Source organism: Phytoamicus setariae (genome assembly GCF_016722925.1).
Classification (GTDB): domain Bacteria; phylum Pseudomonadota; class Alphaproteobacteria; order Rhizobiales; family Rhizobiaceae; genus Rhizobium_E; species Rhizobium_E setariae.
In genome coordinates this window covers 174,451-191,814 of record NZ_JAEQNC010000007.1, presented here as the reverse complement: position 1 = coordinate 191,814, position 17,364 = coordinate 174,451, and the positions used below count along the sequence as shown (strand labels likewise).

The 17,364-nt window shown below is 61.4% G+C and carries 14 protein-coding genes; 12 read left to right on the top strand and 2 right to left on the bottom strand.

The features are described 5' to 3' along the window. The first annotated feature begins 25 nt into the window (after nt 1-25). The 3 genes from JJB09_RS14500 to JJB09_RS14490 all read left to right on the top strand — a co-directional run bounded on the left by JJB09_RS14500 (nt 26) and on the right by JJB09_RS14490 (nt 3,343). A complete protein-coding gene (locus JJB09_RS14500) occupies nt 26-1,504 on the top strand; it encodes an aldehyde dehydrogenase (RefSeq protein WP_201659370.1) in 1,479 nt (492 codons plus the stop codon). Nucleotides 1,505-1,535: 31 nt separating this feature from the next. Beyond that, nucleotides 1,536-2,714 (top strand): cytochrome P450, encoded by a 1,179-nt coding sequence (locus tag JJB09_RS14495; RefSeq protein WP_201659367.1) that lies wholly within the window; start codon nt 1,536-1,538, stop codon nt 2,712-2,714. A 206-nt stretch (nt 2,715-2,920) separates the two neighbouring features. Continuing rightward, a complete protein-coding gene (locus JJB09_RS14490; protein WP_201659364.1) occupies nt 2,921-3,343 on the top strand; it encodes a DUF6455 family protein in 423 nt (140 codons plus the stop codon). A gap of 68 nt (nt 3,344-3,411) precedes the next feature. On the opposite strand, the gene JJB09_RS14485 is transcribed toward JJB09_RS14490, so the two are convergent. Both JJB09_RS14485 and JJB09_RS14480 read right to left on the bottom strand, forming a co-directional pair. Beyond that, the gene (locus JJB09_RS14485; protein ID WP_201659361.1) at nt 3,412-3,924 is read right to left on the bottom strand and encodes a flavin reductase; all 513 of its coding nucleotides are present in this window, start codon (nt 3,922-3,924) and stop codon (nt 3,412-3,414) included. Nucleotides 3,925-3,936: 12 nt separating this feature from the next. Next, nucleotides 3,937-5,472 (bottom strand): 4-hydroxyphenylacetate 3-hydroxylase N-terminal domain-containing protein, encoded by a 1,536-nt coding sequence (locus JJB09_RS14480; protein ID WP_201659671.1) that lies wholly within the window; start codon nt 5,470-5,472, stop codon nt 3,937-3,939. Between the two features lie 210 nt (nt 5,473-5,682). On the opposite strand from JJB09_RS14480, the gene JJB09_RS14475 reads away from it, so the two are divergent. The 9 genes from JJB09_RS14475 to JJB09_RS14435 all read left to right on the top strand — a co-directional run bounded on the left by JJB09_RS14475 (nt 5,683) and on the right by JJB09_RS14435 (nt 17,359). Continuing rightward, nucleotides 5,683-6,474 (top strand): helix-turn-helix domain-containing protein, encoded by a 792-nt coding sequence (locus JJB09_RS14475; RefSeq protein WP_246748725.1) that lies wholly within the window; start codon nt 5,683-5,685, stop codon nt 6,472-6,474. Between the two features lie 129 nt (nt 6,475-6,603). After that, a complete protein-coding gene (locus JJB09_RS14470) occupies nt 6,604-8,265 on the top strand; it encodes an amidohydrolase (protein WP_201659357.1) in 1,662 nt (553 codons plus the stop codon). Between the two features lie 53 nt (nt 8,266-8,318). Continuing rightward, nucleotides 8,319-9,500 carry an ABC transporter substrate-binding protein gene (locus JJB09_RS14465; protein WP_201659356.1) on the top strand — a complete coding sequence of 394 codons (1,182 nt, stop codon included), beginning with the start codon at nt 8,319-8,321 and terminating at the stop codon, nt 9,498-9,500. 249 nt (nt 9,501-9,749) lie between these two features. Further along, on the top strand, nt 9,750-10,619 hold the full coding sequence (locus JJB09_RS14460) for a branched-chain amino acid ABC transporter permease (protein WP_201659354.1): 870 nt from the start codon (nt 9,750-9,752) through the stop codon (nt 10,617-10,619). After that, nucleotides 10,606-12,321: a branched-chain amino acid ABC transporter ATP-binding protein/permease gene (locus JJB09_RS14455; protein ID WP_201659352.1), complete on the top strand. Its 1,716-nt coding sequence runs from the start codon at nt 10,606-10,608 to the stop codon at nt 12,319-12,321. The genes JJB09_RS14460 and JJB09_RS14455 overlap by 14 nt, the downstream gene beginning before the upstream one ends. Beyond that, a complete protein-coding gene (locus JJB09_RS14450) occupies nt 12,318-13,025 on the top strand; it encodes an ABC transporter ATP-binding protein (RefSeq protein WP_201659350.1) in 708 nt (235 codons plus the stop codon). The genes JJB09_RS14455 and JJB09_RS14450 overlap by 4 nt, the downstream gene beginning before the upstream one ends. Nucleotides 13,026-13,134: 109 nt before the next feature. Then, entirely contained in the window at nt 13,135-14,112 is a 978-nt protein-coding gene (locus JJB09_RS14445) for a helix-turn-helix domain-containing protein (protein WP_201659348.1), read from the top strand. Nucleotides 14,113-14,355: 243 nt separating this feature from the next. After that, nucleotides 14,356-15,759 carry an aldehyde dehydrogenase family protein gene (locus JJB09_RS14440; RefSeq protein WP_201659346.1) on the top strand — a complete coding sequence of 468 codons (1,404 nt, stop codon included), beginning with the start codon at nt 14,356-14,358 and terminating at the stop codon, nt 15,757-15,759. Between the two features lie 4 nt (nt 15,760-15,763). Next, a complete protein-coding gene (locus tag JJB09_RS14435; RefSeq protein WP_201659343.1) occupies nt 15,764-17,359 on the top strand; it encodes a GMC family oxidoreductase in 1,596 nt (531 codons plus the stop codon). Nucleotides 17,360-17,364 lie beyond the last annotated feature (5 nt).

Sequence of the window (17,364 nt, the reverse complement as noted above, 5' to 3'; positions counted from 1 at the left end):
CCATTTTCTTTGAGGGAATGGAAACATGCAGGACAAGATCGACCAACTCCGCACACTCGCAATCGCCCCGCAGTCGTTGTTCATCGGCGGGACATGGCGCGAGCCTGTCAACGGCGCGACGATGGACGTCATTTCGCCCATCGATGGCTGCAAGCTGACCACCATCGGCGACGCCGGGGCTGACGATGTCGATCTGGCAGTCAAGGCGGCACGTGCTGCCTTCGAAAAGGGAAGCTGGTCGAAAGCCGCGCCCGCAGAGCGCAAAAAGGTCCTGCTGAAAATTGCCGAACTGATCGAGAAACACGCACTGGAGCTTGCCGTGCTCGGCGTGCGCGATAACGGCACCGAAATTTCGATGGCGCTCAAGGCCGAGCCGGGTAGTGCGGCCGGCACCTTCCGCTACTATGCGGAGGCGATCGACAAGGTCTATGGCGAGATCGCACCCACGGCAGAAAATGTGCTCGGCCTCGTGCATCGCGAGCCGGTCGGCGTCATCGCGGCCATCGTGCCGTGGAATTTCCCGATGATGATCGGTGCCTGGAAGATCGCGCCTGCATTGGCGGCGGGCAATTCCGTGGTGTTGAAGCCGGCAGAGGGCGCTTCGCTTTCGCTGCTCAAATTGGCCGCGTTGTGCGCCGAAGCGGGATTGCCGGAAGGCGTGCTGAATGTCGTGACGGGCAGGGGGGCGGTCAGCGGCGAAGCGCTCGGCCTGCATATGGATATCGACGTACTGGCGTTTACCGGCTCAGGCCCTGTCGGCCGCCGGCTGCTGGAATATTCCGCTCGCTCGAACCTCAAGCGCGTCTATCTCGAGCTCGGCGGCAAGTCGCCCAACATAGTCTTTGCCGACGCGCCCAGCCTCGACCAGGCCGCCAAGGTGTCGGCTTACGGGATCTTCCGCAATTCCGGCCAGGTCTGCGTGGCGGGCTCGCGGTTGCTGGTGGAAAAATCAATTCACGAGGAATTTTCAGAGAAGGTGGCGAAGATCGCAGCTGGCATGAAGCTTGGCGATCCCTTGGCCTTGACCACCGAAGCCGGGGCGATCTCCAGCGAAATACAGCTCCGGAAGGATCTCGGTTATGCCGAGCAGGCACTTTCGGAAGGCGCCGCGCTTCGCACCGGTGGCAAGCAGATTATGCAGGAGACTGGTGGTTTCTACATGCAGCCGACCGTCTTCGACGTGACGCCCGGTATGACGCTTGCGCGGGAAGAAGTGTTCGGGCCGATCCTGTCGATCATCCCGTTCGAGACCGAGGCCGAAGCCCTACAGATCGCCAATGCCACTGATTATGGGCTGGCCTCGGCGGTCTGGACATCCAATCTTTCACGCGCCCACCGCATGGTGCGCGGCATCAAGGCCGGCGTCGTGCATGTGAATACCTATGGCGGTTCGGACAACACCGTGCCGCTTGGCGGCGTCAGGCAATCCGGCAACGGTCACGACAAGTCGCTGCATGCGCTGGACAAATATGTCGATCTGAAAACGGCGTGGATACAATTGTAAAAGATAGAGATTTGAGGGAGGGAGGCCCGAAATGACATTCTTGGACGAGGTGACGGTCGAGCAACTGGAGAACGACCCCTATCCGATCTACGAGCGGTTGCGGCGGGAAGCGCCGGTCGCTTATATCCCGGCGGTCAATCTCTGGTTCGTAACCCGCTTCAAGGACGTGGAATATCTGTCGAAAACCCCTGAGCTGTTCGCCGCCGAGGTGGAAAGCTCGCCGCTCGACAAGACCTGGGGCAAGCCGACGATCCTCACCTCCGATGGACCGGTGCACAAATGCCTGCGGAGCGGCGTCGATCCGAAATACAGCCCCAAGCGCGTAGCGACCTATATGGACGATCTGGTCATGCCGATCGCCAGCGCCTGTCTCTCCGCGTTGCGGGCCAAAGGCGGCGGCGATCTGATGTCGGATTATTTCGAGCCGATCTCTATCCTCAGCCTGACCCGTTCGCTTGGTCTTGGCGATGTCGATCTCGACACGCTCCGCCGCTGGTTCTTCGGGCTGGCACAGGGCGCGATCAATTTCGAATGCGATCCGGAACGGCAAAAGATTGCCGATGAGATCAGCGCTGAGATTACCGAAATCGTCACGCCGGTGATGGAACGCTTGAGCAGGGAGCCCGACGATTCCGCGCTGTCCCACATGTTGCATGATGGCATGGCGGTGGGCGAAACCCGTCCCTTTCCGTTCCTTCTGCCGACATTGAAAGTCATGTTGCTGGGCGGCATGCAGGAGCCGGGCCATGGCGCCGGCTCGATCATGGCGGGACTGCTGCAAAATCCCGATCAATTCGCCGAGGTCAAGGCAGAGATGGACAAGCTGCTGCCGCGCGCGGTCGACGAGGGCTTGCGCTGGGTGACGCCGATCGGCACCCAGACACGGCAGACGACGCGGGATGTGGAAATCGGCGGCGTGACGATTCCCGCCAACCAGCCGGTTGCCGCGGTTCTGGCCTCCGCCTCACATTGCGAAAGCCGATTCAGCCAGCCGGGCCGTTTCAATCTGCATCGAAACGAGGGCAATCATGCTGCCTTCGGCTTCGGTCACCACTTCTGCGCCGGCCGCTGGTTTGCCCGCCAGCAGATCACCGTGGCCCTTCGTTATCTGATCGACAACGTGCCCGATATCAGGCTTGCGGACGAAAAACCGGTGCGCTTCAGAGGATGGGAATTCCGCGCGCCGGTATCGCTGGAGGTCGCGTTTTAGGCAGGAAATTCGGTGGCGAGGGGGGCAGGGTTGTTACTCCGCGGCCACCTTCTTCAACTCCGTCATTCCTGTGAACTGATGTAGCCGGCTGGTGCGGGCGACAGGTGTGGCGCTGGTTCCTGAAGTACTGATTTATCTTTGATCCATATCAACGTTGCGGAGCAAGCATCCGGATAGCCTCCATCTTAATAGATGGAGGTTGTTTCATGTCACTTGCTACATCGCTACAGCATTGTTCCACCAACGTGAGCCGATGGTGGAATGCGCGAACCGCGCGGGCGCGCGACCTGCGGGAATTGTACTCGCTGAGCGCCCGTGAAATCGAACTGCTAAGTGCTGACATCGGTCTCACCCGGTATCAATTCGAGAAACTCGTTGTCGCGGGTCCTCATGCGACAGATGAACTGGATCGCATGATGGCTGCTCTCGGGATCGACAAGACGACGGGGCTAACCCCACGGGTCGCCGAGATGCGCGATTTGAGAGCGACTTGCGCAACGTGCGACGCCAAGAAAATCTGCCGAGCGAGGCTTGCCGACGGCACCGCGGCGAGCTCGATGCGGTCCTTCTGCCCCAATAGCGAAGAGCTCGTTGAAATGGCCTCGCAGGAAACGATGCACGCCGCCTGACACAAATGGCGCCGCAGAACTTGCGGCGCCATGGTCTTATCTATTCAGGGGTGTCCCCCGGCGCGTTCTTACCCGCCGAAACTCCCCACTTGCGTCGGGACGTTGATGTAGCTCCGGTCGAAATAGAGCAGCGCGTTGCCGTCCGCCCTTGAACGGATGCCGATAACCTGGCCGATGAAGATGTGGTGGGTGCCCACCAGCCGCGCCTCCGTCAGGCGGCAGTCGAGCGAGACCATGGCGCCGGCCAGTGCCTGGCTGCCCGAGGGCATATCGACCCATTCGGCTGCTGCATAGCGCGCCGCCATGTCCGCCTGGCGGCCGGCAAAATAGCCGGCCAGTTCCTGGTGGTCCTGCGCCAGCACATTGACGCAGAAGCGGCGGTTTTCGAGAAACAGGCCGCATTGCGCCGATTTGCCGTTCATGCAGACGAGCAGCGTCGGCGGCTCGTCGGTGACGCTGCACATGGCGGTAGCGGTAAACCCGCCGCGTCCCGCCGGGCCATTCGTGGTGATCACGTTGACTGGCGCGCAGACACGCGCCATGGCATCGCGAAACTCGGTCTTGGAAACTGCCTCCTCCATGTCAGTTGTTCCTCAGCCGTTGAGTGGCGGCAACCAGGTGTCGCCGGTCCAGCCATTCTCGTCGTAGTCGCTCATGCAGGTATCGACCAGCGCTTCCATTTCCCTGAGCCTTCCACCGCGTTCGGCGCCCTTCAGCACCTGCAGGCGAACCTCTTCGGGCGCGCCGGCATAGTTGAGCTCATAGAGCGCATGGCGGCCGCCGAACTCGGTGCCCGTCGCATCCCACAGCAGCTTCATGACCTTGATGCGCTCGATGTGACCCATGTCATTGGAGCCGCGGACATACTGGGTGAGATAGCGGTCGATTTCAGGGTTGTTGAAATCCTTGGCCGAAGACGGCAGGTAGATAAGTCCGGATGCCACCGTGCGGCGGATCAGGTCGATGACCTTGGGATACTGCTCCGACATGAAGGTGCGGTAGCAGAGCGCCGCTTCGAGATTGGGTAGCACCGCGCCGTTCGCCCAGGGAATCGGGTTGTGCGCCATGGCATTGGAGAAGCTCCAGAACATGTGGCGGATGGCGATGACCTCGCCGAGCATGGCCTGGTTGCCACGGAAGGCGTCACCACCGGTGGCGCGCAACGCCTTGGCGAGAAGGCCGGCGAGGAAATCGAGCTTGACTGCAAGCCGGGTGCAACCCTGGAAGCAGTAGCCGTGCATGAAGCCCGACGCCGGGTGGAAGGACAGGATCTTCTGTGCATCGCGCAGCACCAGCACGTCTTCCCAGGGAATGAAAACGTTGTCGAGCACCAGAATCGCGTCGTTTTCGTCGAACCGCGACGACAGCGGGTAGTCGAACGGCGTGCCGACGGTGTTGGCCGTCTGCTCGTAAGAGACGCGGCAGAACATCTTGATGCCCGGCGCGTTCATCGGCACGATAAACATCACCGACAGCGACGGGTCTTCGGTCACGGTCGCCGAACTCTGGGCGAGGAAATTGTAATGGGTCAAGGCCGATGAGGTCGCTACCACCTTGGCGCCGGAGACATAGATGCCGGCATCGGTTTCCTTGGTGATATGCACGAAGACGTCCTTCACCTGATCGGCCGGCTTGTGGCGGTCGATCGGCGGGTTGACAATCGCGTGGTTCATGAACAGCACGGATTCCTGCGCCCGCTTGTGCCAGGCCAGTGCGTTGTCCTTGAACTGGCCGTACCAGTCGGCATTGGCGCCCAGTGTGTTCATCAGGGCTGCCTTGTAGTCGGCGGTGCGGCCCATCCAGCCATAGGACATTCGCGCCCAGTCGGCGATCGCGCCCTGCTGGGCGACAAGTTCTGCCGACGATTTGGCGACGCGGAAATATTTATGGGTATAGCCGCCGCTGCCGGTGTCGGTCGGCGAGGTCAGCCGCTCCTTGGTCTTCTCGTCATGCAGCGCGTCGTACATGCGGGCAAGCGAGCGGACGGAATTGCGCATGGAGGGGTGCGCCGTCACGTCAGCCACGCGTTCCCCGTTGATGTAGACTTCGCGGCCGTCACGCAGGCTTTCGAGATATTCGGCGCCGGTGAAAGGGCGCTTCTTGTCGGCGCGATAGTCCTCAGCCTTCATCAAAGGGCGATGATCGTGAATATTCATAGTACTCCTCCATTCAAATTTCGGCGAATGATAAGCCTTGCATTCCGTTCGCTCCATGCACAGAATTGCAAAATCGCTTGTACTTTTTCCGGTGGTTCCGTGGCCCGTTCCGTTCCAAGATTTTTCGTCTATGGCGAGCCAGACCGGCCGCTCGAGGTCGGATTCATGCATGTGGAAACGGTGATGGCCCGGAAAAACCTGCATCTCGGCCAGGTGGAAGCGCACAGCCACGCCCGCATGGCGCAGATCACCTTCTGGACGAGCGGGCGCGGAACCTACTATATCGAAGACGAACGGTTGGATTTTTTCGCGCCAGCGGTCAGTTTCGTGCCGAGTGGCGTTGTGCATGGTTTTTCCGTCGAACCCGAAGAGACGGATGCGATTGTGGTGTCCATCGCCGACAGCGCGCTGGTGCCGATCCGCGAGCAGACGATCCTGCCGCTCGATGCCCCGGTCATGATAACGGCTGAGGGCGACGCGTCCGCATGGCGCCGGCTGGCAAACACCATTCACTTGATTGCGGACGAGTATCGGAGCGGTCGCCCTGGCATGGAGACGGTGCTTTCGGCGCTTGTGGCCGTTGCATTGACGGAGATCGGCCGATTCGATTCGGTGCTAACCCCTGAAACGAAAACCGGGCACACGATCCTCGCCTCAGAGTTCCGCAGACTTGTTGACCGGCATTTCAGGGAGAACTGGCCGGTCGATCAGTATGTAAGCGGGCTCGGCACGACGCCACACCTGCTTGCCAAGGCGTGCCAGGCGGCTTTCGGTCTATCGGTGAAGGATTTTCTCAGCGAGCGGCGCTTGCTGGAATCCAAGCGGCTGCTGCTGTTCACGGTGCGACCGCTCGAGGATATCGCCTACGAGGTGGGGCTCAAGGACGCCGCCTATTTCTCCCGCTTCTTCAAGGCGCGGGAAGGGATCTCGCCAAGCGAGTGGCGAGCACGGCACCTTTCGGTTCCTGCGGGTTGAGCGCCCGACTACTTACAGACAATCAATATATTTAACGTGTGAACTATATTGACACGACCGTGAAGTCGGGCCATTCTAATAGTTGAATATGCGGTTCAAATATTGAACCATGTTTTGGAGGAAGCAAGCATGTCCACAAGCAGCCGGTCGGCCGATTTCATTCTTTCAAACGGCCGTATCTACACGGTCGATGAAAAGATGCCGTGGGCGGAGGCTGTTGCGATTGCCGATGGTCGGATTCTTGCTATCGGCTCCAGCAAGGACATTGCCGCATTTGCCGGTCCGGCTACCGAAACGATCGACCTGCAGGGCAAGATGGCGATGCCAGGCTTCGTCGATGTCCACAATCACATCATGATGGGCGGTCAGGCCGATCTGTTCGAGACCCAACTGCCGGTTGGTGCCTCGGTCGATGGCATCTGCGCCCATGTTCGCGTCCAGGCCGAAATGGCTGCGCCCGGCCAGTGGATCGTTGCCAACCAATGGGGCGCGGACATGATGACCGCGCTCAACAGCGAGGCTTCGCTCGCCAAGCTCGATGCGGCAAGTCTTGGCCATCCCGTTCTGTTGCGTGACGAGACCGTGCACAATCGCTGGGTCAACAGCGAGGCGATGCGCCTGTCCGGCATTTCCAACAACCAGCCCGATCCGCCAGCCGGCGCTTTCGGCCGCGACCCGAAGACGGGCCGCCTCACGGGACTGCTGATCGAATCCGCCGCCGGCATCGTCGAGCGGGTCGTCGCCGATCATTTCACTGAAGCGATGGGGGAAGCTGCCGTTGCCCGCGCCGTCGAAATCGTCAATTCTCATGGCGTTACCGCCTTCCAGGACGCGGCCTCCGTGCTGCCGATCCTACAAGCGCTGGTCAATCTCGATAACAAGGGCAAACTGACGGCATGGGCGGTGACCTCGCTGCCGCTGATCGAGCCTTCCTTCATGTTCGGCCTGTCCGGCGATGAGCTGCTTGCCTTGCGTGAGGATTATCGCACCGATCACGTCAAGTCGAACTTCACCAAGATCTTCCTCGATGGCGTGCCCGGTGCGCAGACAGCCGCCTTCCATGAGGCCTATGTCGGTGATGACGCGCATCCTCATGGCCATCGCGGCGAGACGCTGGTTACCTATCCCGATCTCGTCAAGCATATCGACAAATCTGAAAAGCTCGGTTTGGGACTGAAGATCCATTGCACCGGCGACTATTCCGTCACCGAGATGCTCGACGCCGTGGAGGCTGTCCGCCATTTCAACGGGCCTACGGACGTTCGCCACCAGATAGCGCATGCGAGCTATATCAGGGCCGATGACGTCAAGCGCTTCGCCAAGCTCGGCGTGGTTGCCGACCTCAGCCCGATGATCTGGCATCCGACCACCTTCCTCGAAGGCCACAAGGAAGTGATGGGAGAGGAGCGTGCGACGCGCTTCTGGCCAATCGCCGATCTCAAGAATTCGGGCGCGCTGCTGGCGGGTGGTTCGGACTGGCCGGTCATTCCGGTTCCAGATCCGTGGCACGGTATCGAAGGCATGGTGACGCGACAGAACCCTTCGGGCGCGTTTCCAGGAGTTTCGCTCTGGGCCGAACAGGCAATCGATCTCGCCGCCGCTATCCAGATCTACACACTCAATTCGGCTGTTGCGATGGGCATCGACAAGCAAACCGGCTCGCTAGAGGCCGGCAAGTCAGCCGACATCATCGTGCTCGACCAGAACGTCTTCGAGGTTCCGGCTGACCAGATCGCCGATACCAAAGTGCTGACCACCTATTTCGAAGGGAAGGCAGTCTTCCAGCGATAATCATTGCCGGCGGGGAGGAAACCGCCGAACCATAAAACAGGAAAGGGAACAGAATGTCGAAAATCAGATATGAACTCCTTGCTTTCGGTGCCGTGTGCCTGGGCCTGGCGCTGACCGGCACGGCAGCATTCGCCGCGCCGACCTGCGAAAACGGTCCGATCCAGATCGGCGCCGTCTCGACCGTCACCGGCGTCGTAGATTTTTCCGATGCGCCAAAGGCAACGGCGGCAACCTTCGAGCAGATAAACGCGGCTGGCGGCATCAACGGCTGCAAGATCGAGTACACGCTTGCCGACGACAAAGGTGACCCGCAGGTCGCTGCCCAGGCTGCCCGCGACCTGATCGACAACAAGGGCGTGGTTGCTCTTTCGGGTGGCGCGAGCCTGCTCGACTGCGCCGTCAATGCCGGCACCTACAACAAGAACGACGTGCTTTCGGTGCAGGGCGTCGGCGTCGATCCGCTCTGCTTCAACGCGCCGAGCGTATCACCTGTCAATGTCGGCCCGTATACGCTGACCACCGCCGTACTCGACTATGCCGACAAGAACCTCGGCTCGCAGAAGCTCTGCGCTTTCTTCCTCATCCTCGGCGGCACGCAGGAAGCCTATTCGGCAGCGATCGCAAACTGGGAAAAGGTGAGCGGCAAGAAGATTGGCCTCGTCGACTTGACGCTGCCGGCGCAAGGCGACCTGACGCCTTACGTCATCAAGGCACGTGATGCCGGTTGCGATGCGGTGCTGACCAACCAGGTCGAGCCGGGTGTCGTCCAGTGGATCAAGACCGCCGACGCACAGAAGATCACCGGCATGAACATGCTGTTCCTCGCGCCGGGTTATACCGAAGGCGTTGCCAAGGCGCTGGCCGATACCAAGCAGCCGATCTATGTCGGCACCGAATGGGAGCCATATACGGAAGCCAGCGACGCCAACAAGGACTGGATCGCGACCATGGACAAGGCCGGTCTGGCCAAGACGGCCTTCTCGCAGGGCGGCTACATGGCTGCTAAGGTGATGATCGACACGATCTCGGCCATTGACGGCGAAGTGACCCGCGAAAGCGTCACTGCGGCCCTGAAGGCTGGCAAGGAACTGAAGTACCCGATCGCTGGTAGCCCGTATGTCTTCGGCGATGCAAAGGCCCACGCGCCGATGCAGGCCACCAAGATCATGCAGCTGGTGGATGGCAAATGGACCGTCAAGACGCCGGATTGGTTCTCGCTGCCGAAGGGCGAGTGAGGGCGAAGCGGCACGTACCCCCTTTCCCCGCTCTTACGGGGAGAGGGCTAGGGTGAGGGGCATTATGCGATGCCTTGAGCCGTGGGACCGCCCCTCATCCGGCTGCCGCCACCTTCTCCCCGTAAGGACGGGGAGAAGGGTATGAAGCGCCCTTATTGCCCCGATCGTCCCTCCGACAAGAGGGCATCTGTTCCTTGGGATAGGAATAGCACTTTGCACCGCCGTAATGCCTGAACCCGGAGACCCGGAATGTATTCTCTATTAACGTCCGCAGTCGCCGGGCTATCCGCGGGTGGCGCCTATGCCATCCTCGGGGTCTGCGCGATCTTTACCTATCGTCTTGTCGCGGTGGTCAATTTCACCGGGGCGGCGATCGGTGCGACGGGCACCTTTGCCATGGTTGCTCTCTATGAGTTGGGCCTGCCGCTCCTGCCGGCGACTTTGCTGGGTATTATAGCCGGGGCGGTCGCAGCCACGCTGATCGGTCTGGTGATGACAACCTGGTTTGCCAACTCCAATGCCTCGACCAAGGCGGCGGTGACGGCGGCACTGCTGGTCGGCTTCATCGCTATTGGTCTCAGGCTGACCGGCGGCCAGCATCCACACTTCTTCCCCGAATTGATCCCCGGTTCTGCCTTCCGGCTGGCCGGTGTCGAAGTCACATGGTCAGCGGTGGTGACATTGCTGATTTCGGTGGTGTTCACCATTCTGACCGAACAGTTTCTGGCTCGCACCCGCACCGGTCTGCAGCTGCGCGCGTTGTCCCAGCGTCCGATGGCGGCAGAGCTGATCGGCATTCGCGTGCGTCTGCTGGCGCTCGGCGTCTGGGCTCTGATGGGGGCCGTGACCTCCTTTGCACTGATGATCATCGCGCCGCTGCGGTCGCCCGATTTCATGTCGCTCAGCCTGCTGGTGGTGCCGGCGCTGGCCGCCGCCCTGATCGGTGCCTTCGTCAGCTTCCGCGCCGCGCTGTTCGGTGGCGTCATGATCGGCGTGATCGAGGGACTGGTGAGCGGCCTTGACGCATTCAGCCAATATCGCTCGACCGTACCTTTCCTTGTCATTCTTGCCGTCCTTCTGTGGTCGCAAAGAGGAGCCCGCTGGGATGAAGCACGCTAGTTTTCGCGCCGCTGCGACCACGGCCATATCGCTTGCCGTTCTCGGCGCGCTGGTCCTACTTCTCCTCCCCAAATACTGGGTGTTTTTGATCACTGCCGTGTTCATCATCGGCATTGCGCTGCAGAGCCTCGGGCTGGTGACGGGCCGTACCGGCATGATCTCGCTTTGTCAGATGTCGTTTGCCGGCGTTGGTGCCTGGGTGACTGGCTATCTCAACGTCGCGGAAGCACCGGGTGGACTGATCGTCTGGGTGCTGATCGGCGGACTGGCGGCCGTGCCGGTGGGCATCGCCATCGGGCTTCCGGCGCTGCGCCTGCGCGGCATCAATCTGGCAATCGTCACCCTCGGCTTTGCCGCCGCCTTCGACACGGTGCTTGCTACGATCACGTTCCCCGGCCAGACGACGTTCACCCAGGTGGTGCGTCCCGAATTGTTCGACAGTGACCGCGGCTATTTCATCTTCATCCTCGGCTTCTACGGTATCATCGCCGTGGTGCTGGAATTCGTCAGCCGCTCGCGGCTGGGGGCGTCGTGGCTGGCCGTGCGTCACTCGGAACGTGCCGCCGCCGCGCACGGTATTTCGGTCCCCAAGGCCAAGCTCAGCGCCTTTGCGATCAGCGCCTTCATATCAGGTATCTCCGGTGGCCTGCTCGCCGGATACCTCGGCACGCTGGTGGCGGAAAACTTCAACATGATGCAGTCGCTGGCGCTGTTTGCGGTGTCGACCATGGTCGGCGCACATTTCACCCTTGGCGCGATCATCGGCGGCATCCTGATCACGTTGTTTCCGGAACTGCTGCGCCGTCTCAACCTGCCGCAGGATGTAGGCAACCTGTTCTTCGCCCTTGGTGCGGTTCAGGCGTTGTCGACCGGCGAGACAATTGCAGAGACCTGGGCGCGGCTAGGCCGCAAGTGGATGCCCAAGCGGGCAGCAAAGGAAACTGGCGATCTCTCGGCCCATCTGCCGGCGCCGGTACAACACGCAGCCGGAATTGCGCTGGAAGTCTCCGACCTCACCGTCCGTTATGGCGCCGTGGTGGCGCTTGACAAGGTCCACCTCAAGGTTCCGGCCAAAACCGTCGTCGGGCTCGTAGGGCCGAACGGTGCGGGCAAGTCGACCATGGTCGACGCGATTGCCGGCTTCCTTGCCAGCTACGAAGGCTCGATCAAACTGAATGGCCAGCCCCTCGACGGCCAGTCGGCAACAGTGCGCGCCCATCTCGGCATCCGCCGCACATGGCAGACGACCCGCATCGCGCCGGAACTGCGCGTCGGTGAATACATCCGCTTGGCCGCCGGCCCGATCAGTGACAGCGAACTCGAAGCCGTGCTGCAATGGTTCGACTGCCCGCCGCCGGAAACGCTGATCTCCACGGTCGATGCGGGAACGCGCCGGCTGCTCGACGTCGCCGGCGTTGTCGCAGCGCGGCCGCCGGTGATTCTGCTCGATGAACCGGCCGCCGGCCAGTCCTATGCGGAAGCGTTGAAGCTCGGCGAACGCATCGCCGCCATCCCGGAAAAATTCGGCAGCGCCGTGCTGCTGATCGAACACGACATGGATCTGGTGCGCCGTGCCTGCTCGGCAATCACCGTCTTCGATTTTGGCCGCGTCATTGCCGACGGCGCGCCGCAAGCGGTGCTGGCGATGCCCATCGTGCAGAAGGCCTATATGGGTATCGAACTCGAGGAGAACGCGGCATGACGACGCTTTCCATCAATGGCCTGATCGTCAACCGCAGCGGCATTCCGGTCGTGCGTGGCGTGGAAATCGAGGCGAAGAGCGGCGAAATCAGCGTGCTGCTCGGCTCCAACGGCGCGGGCAAGACGACGCTGCTCGAAGGCATTTCGGGCATCATCGCGAGTGCGGCGGGCGAAGTTATGCTCGACGGGCATGACCTGATGCGGGCAAGGGCGGGGGTGCGGGCACGCGCCGGGCTCAGCCATGTCGAGCAGGGCCGTACGGTGTTCTCGCAGATGACAACGGAGGAGAACCTCAAGGTGGCGCTGCACCCCGATGCCACGCTCGATGAGGCATACGCACTGTTTCCCGAACTAAGGCAGCGGCGCGACATTGCCGCAGGCATGCTTTCGGGTGGCGAGCAGCAGATGGTGGTGATTGCGAGGGCGCTGGTGGGACGACCGAAAGTTATCATGATCGACGAGATGTCCTCGGGCCTCGCGCCCGTCGTCGTCAGCCGCCTGATGACCGCGGTGCGCAAGCTCGCTGACGATGGCATGGCGGTGATCCTGGTCGAGCAGTTCGCCACGTTGGCGCTGGCGATCGGCAATCGCGCCTACGTGCTCAGGCGCGGCCAGACCGTCTATGACGGCGGTTGCGAAGAGCTGGCGAGGGATCCTGCCCGGCTTCATCGCCTCTATCTGGGCGAGGCTTCTGAAGCGACCTGAGGCGCTTGCTTGACGAACTGCACGAAACCGGTGCATATTTCATGTGTTAAGTAAATGCGCTCCGATCAGGGGCGCATTTGTGCGCAACCGGCACTGTTGGGAGGCAGAGTTGGAACTTTTGGGCAGCCACAATCTCGTCCCGGCGAACTGGGCGACCGTACCTTACGACAAGTGGGCGGACGATCTGCATTCCATCTGCGGAAGCTTCAATCCACGTACCACCGAGCGGGGAAAATCCGTTCTCGGCGCGGCGCGTGGCATCGATGTCTGCGGCATGCAGTTTGCCCATGTTTCCAACGATCTCGACCGGGTGCACCGCGACTGGGAAGATATTCGCCGCGACAGTGCCGAGCATCTTTTCTTGATCGTACAACTCGAAGGTTCCTGCGGTGTCGATCATATCGGCCAGCAGAATACGCTCGATGTCGGTGACTGCATTCTGGTGGATTCCACCAAGCCGACGACTTTCCACTTCGGAGGAACGTTCAGCAACCATCTCTCCATGCACCTGCCGCGACAGACGATGTATTCGGAAAAGCGTGCCGAATTCGACATCGCCCGCAAGCTCGAAGGCTTCGACCCAATGGCGATCATGCTCCGGGCGCTGATCGCCAAGATCATGACAACGCCGGAAGGCGATGCCAATGCCGCCAGCCTCAAGCAGTTGATGTTCAACGCCACCCGTCAGGCCTTCGTTTCCGACGCCGCTATGCAGGGAATGCAGGCGATGCACGAGAGCGCCACCAGGCGATTGCAGATGGTCGACATCCTGATCGACCGGCATCTGACGGACGCCAACCTGTCGGCCAAGTGGCTGGCAACCCGCATCGGCGTCTCGATCCGCACCTTGCAGCAGGATTTCCAGGGCGTCGGCGTTACCTGCACGATGATCATTCGTGACAAGCGGCTGAAGTTCGCCAAGGAAAAGATCGAGCAGATCAAGGATCACGGTGGCGGCAAGACGATCGCCGAAGTGGCGTACTCCGCAGGGTTCAACGACATTTCCTATTTCAATCGCAGCTTCAAGGAACTGTTCGACTGTGCGCCGACGGATCTTTTGAGGCAGGCAGGCGGGAAAGCCGAATAAGCAACAAGTCTTCTGCTTTGCAGGGTCTTCGGCGTCGACGCGCCGGAGCTGGCCTTTTGTGACAAGCACAGGAGCGGCCGATGGCGCAGCTGTGTCGGGACCTATCGGAGTGTTGCGCTGCACCTGCGTTTTTCTCCAAGACGGGGCGCGCAATCCTCCAAGACAGGCCGAAGTGTCCCCCGCATACTCCAGCCATAAGTTCAGCGCGGTCTCCCAAGCCGCGTTTGGGAGGAGGAGCATTTCATGGAATACAGCCTGCTTATCGGCGGGCAGCGCATTGCTGCCGCCAATCATGCCCACGTCAAGAATCCATCGACCGGCGATGTCGTCGGCCTGATGCCGCTTGCGACACCTGCGCAGCTCGATCAGGCCGTCGATGCGGCGCAGATCGCGTTCAAGTCGTGGAGCCAGACATCGGACGAAGCGCGCATCGATGCCTGCCGCGCGGTAGCCGAGGCGATTTCCAACCATGCCGAGGAACTGGCAACGCTGCTGACGCAGGAGCAGGGCAAGCCGATGAACGGCCTTGGCTCGCGCTTCGAGATCGGCGGCGCGCTTGCCTGGACGCGTTATACGGCAGAACTCCAGCTGCCGGTCGAAATTCTGCAGGACGATAATGAAGGCCGCGTCGAGCTGCACCGCAAGCCGATCGGCGTGGTGGGTTCGATCACGCCATGGAACTGGCCTGTGATGATCGCCTGCTGGCATATCATCCCCGCCATCCGCGCCGGCAACACTGTCGTCATCAAGCCGTCGCCGATGACGCCGCTCTCGACCATCCGGCTTGTCGAAATCATCAATGAGGTTCTGCCGGCGGGCGTCGTCAATGTCGTGACCGGCGAGAACGCAATCGGCGGCCTGCTTTCGGCGCATCCCGGCATCGCCAAGATGACGTTCACCGGATCGACCGAGACCGGCAAGAAAATCATGGCGTCCGCCGTCGAGACGTTGAAGCGACTGACACTGGAACTCGGCGGCAACGATGCCGGCATCGTGCTCCCCGATGTCGATCCCCGCGGGATCGCCGAGGGTCTTTTCTGGGGCGCCTTCATCAACAACGGCCAGACCTGCGCGGCACTCAAGCGGCTCTACGTGCATGACAGCATCTATGATGCTGTCTGCGAAGCGCTTGCCGATTATGCCGGCAAGATCACCGTCGGCGACGGCATGGACGAGAAAAGCGTGCTCGGCCCGGTGCAGAACGAAATGCAGTTCAACAAGGTACGCGAACTGGTCGAGGATGCCCGCGCCAATGGTGGTCGTATCCTCACCGGCGGCGCGCCGATGGAACGCGCCGGCTACTTCTACCCGATTACCCTGGTGGCAGACGTAACCGACGGCATGCGCATCGTCGACGAAGAGCAGTTCGGTCCGGCGTTGCCGATCATCCGCTATTCCGATGTCGAGGAAGTGATCGAACGGGCCAACCGTAATCCGGCGGGCCTTGGTGGCTCGGTCTGGTCTTCCGATCCCGAGAAAGCCAAGCGGTACGCGCTCAGGTTGGAATGCGGCTCTGTCTGGATCAACAAGCATGGTGCGATCCAGCCAAACGCCCCCTTCGGCGGCGTCAAGAGCTCGGGCATCGGCGTCGAATTCGGCGCAGAGGGCCTCAAGGAATTCACCACTATCCAGACCGTATTGAGCTAAGCCGATGGAAACTTACGATTACATCATTGTTGGCGGCGGATCCGCCGGATGCGTGCTCGCCAACCGGCTATCCGAAAACCCTGCGCACAAGGTGCTGCTGATCGAATCCGGCCGCCGCGACAAGGATCCCTGGATTCATATCCCGGCGACCTTCTTCAAGGTGATCGGCAAAGGTATCGACATCCATCCCTATATGTCCGAGCCCGAGAAGGGGCTCAACGGCCGGCCGCAGATCGTACCGCAGGGCAACGTGCTGGGGGGCGGCAGTTCGATCAATGCGATGATCTATGTGCGAGGCCATCGCAACGACTATGACACCTGGTCGCAGATGGGGTGCCAGGGCTGGTCTTACGAGGACGTGTTGCCGGCCTTCCGGTCGCTTGAAAGCAACGACCGGCTGAATGGTCAGTATCACGGCACCAAAGGTACGCTTTCGGTTTCCGATCCGCGCCACCGCCATCCGCTCAACGTAGCCTTCGTCAAGGCCGCCACCGAAATCGGCCTGCCGCTCAACCCCGATTTCAATGGCGAGCAGCAGGAAGGCGTCGGCTTCTACCAGAGCACCACGCGCAACGGCCGTCGCTGGAGTTCGGCAATGGCATTCCTGCGCGACGCGGAGAAGCGCCCCAATTTCAAGGTGATGACCGAGACAAAGGTCGGCCGTATCCTGTTTACCGGCAAGCGCGCCACTGGCGTCGAACTGCTTGACGGCACGCAGATCGGCGCCTCCAGGGAAATTGTCCTGACGGCTGGCGCAATCGCTACACCGAAGATCCTGCAGGTTTCCGGTATCGGCGATGCAGACCATCTCGCCAGCCTCGGCATTCCCGTCATCGCCGATCTGCCCGGCGTCGGATCGAATTTCCAGGACCATCTGGAAGTGCCTGTTCAGGGCGAGACCCGCGATCCGATCTCGATTTTCGGCGAGGATCAGGGCCTCCGTGCGGCCATGCACATGCTGAAATATCTTGTCAGCCATCGCGGCCTGTTAAGCTCGAATGTGGTCGAGAGCGGGGGCTTCGTCGACACAGTGGGCACCGGTCAGCCGGATATCCAGTTCCATGTCCTGCCGGTGCTGGTCGGCTTTGCCGATCGCGACCCCGAGCCCGGCCATGGCCTGTCGATCGGACCCTGTTTCCTGCGTCCGCGGTCGCGCGGCACCGTCAGGCTGAAGTCGGCGGACCCGCGCGAAGGTGCGTTGTTCAACGCCAATGCGCTCTCGGACCCAGCCGATATCGAGACGCTGGTGCGGGGGGTGGAAACCGCAATCCGCATTCTCGAGGCGCCGGCTCTGGCGAAACTCGTCAAGCGCCGCGTCCTACCCAAACCCGGTGTCGAGAAGGACCCGGCAGCTCTGCGCGACTACATCCGGCAAACGGCCAAGACCGTGTTCCATCCATCGGGGACGGCCAGGATGGGCCGTGCCGACGACCGGACGGCCGTGGTCGGTCCCGATCTTAGGGTGCATGGCATCGAGGGGCTGCGCGTTGCCGACGCCTCGATCATGCCGACGCTGGTTTCCGGCAATACCAATGCGCCAACCATGATGATCGCAGCGCGCGCCGCGTCCTTCATGACCGGCAAGACGATCTCGGCCTGAGCGAT

Bases quoted from the DNA above. Each gene is read 5' to 3' on its own strand.
- JJB09_RS14500 (WP_201659370.1), top strand. From the start codon at position 26: ATGCAGGACAAGATCGACCAACTCCGCACACTCGCAATCGCCCCGCAG.
- JJB09_RS14495 (WP_201659367.1), top strand. From the start codon at position 1,536: ATGACATTCTTGGACGAGGTGACGGTCGAGCAACTGGAGAACGACCCC.
- JJB09_RS14490 (WP_201659364.1), top strand. From the start codon at position 2,921: ATGTCACTTGCTACATCGCTACAGCATTGTTCCACCAACGTGAGCCGA.
- JJB09_RS14485 (WP_201659361.1), bottom strand. From the start codon at position 3,924: ATGGAGGAGGCAGTTTCCAAGACCGAGTTTCGCGATGCCATGGCGCGT.
- JJB09_RS14480 (WP_201659671.1), bottom strand. From the start codon at position 5,472: ATGAAGGCTGAGGACTATCGCGCCGACAAGAAGCGCCCTTTCACCGGC.
- JJB09_RS14475 (WP_246748725.1), top strand. From the start codon at position 5,683: ATGGCCCGGAAAAACCTGCATCTCGGCCAGGTGGAAGCGCACAGCCAC.
- JJB09_RS14470 (WP_201659357.1), top strand. From the start codon at position 6,604: ATGTCCACAAGCAGCCGGTCGGCCGATTTCATTCTTTCAAACGGCCGT.
- JJB09_RS14465 (WP_201659356.1), top strand. From the start codon at position 8,319: ATGTCGAAAATCAGATATGAACTCCTTGCTTTCGGTGCCGTGTGCCTG.
- JJB09_RS14460 (WP_201659354.1), top strand. From the start codon at position 9,750: ATGTATTCTCTATTAACGTCCGCAGTCGCCGGGCTATCCGCGGGTGGC.
- JJB09_RS14455 (WP_201659352.1), top strand. From the start codon at position 10,606: ATGAAGCACGCTAGTTTTCGCGCCGCTGCGACCACGGCCATATCGCTT.
- JJB09_RS14450 (WP_201659350.1), top strand. From the start codon at position 12,318: ATGACGACGCTTTCCATCAATGGCCTGATCGTCAACCGCAGCGGCATT.
- JJB09_RS14440 (WP_201659346.1), top strand. From the start codon at position 14,356: ATGGAATACAGCCTGCTTATCGGCGGGCAGCGCATTGCTGCCGCCAAT.
- JJB09_RS14435 (WP_201659343.1), top strand. From the start codon at position 15,764: ATGGAAACTTACGATTACATCATTGTTGGCGGCGGATCCGCCGGATGC.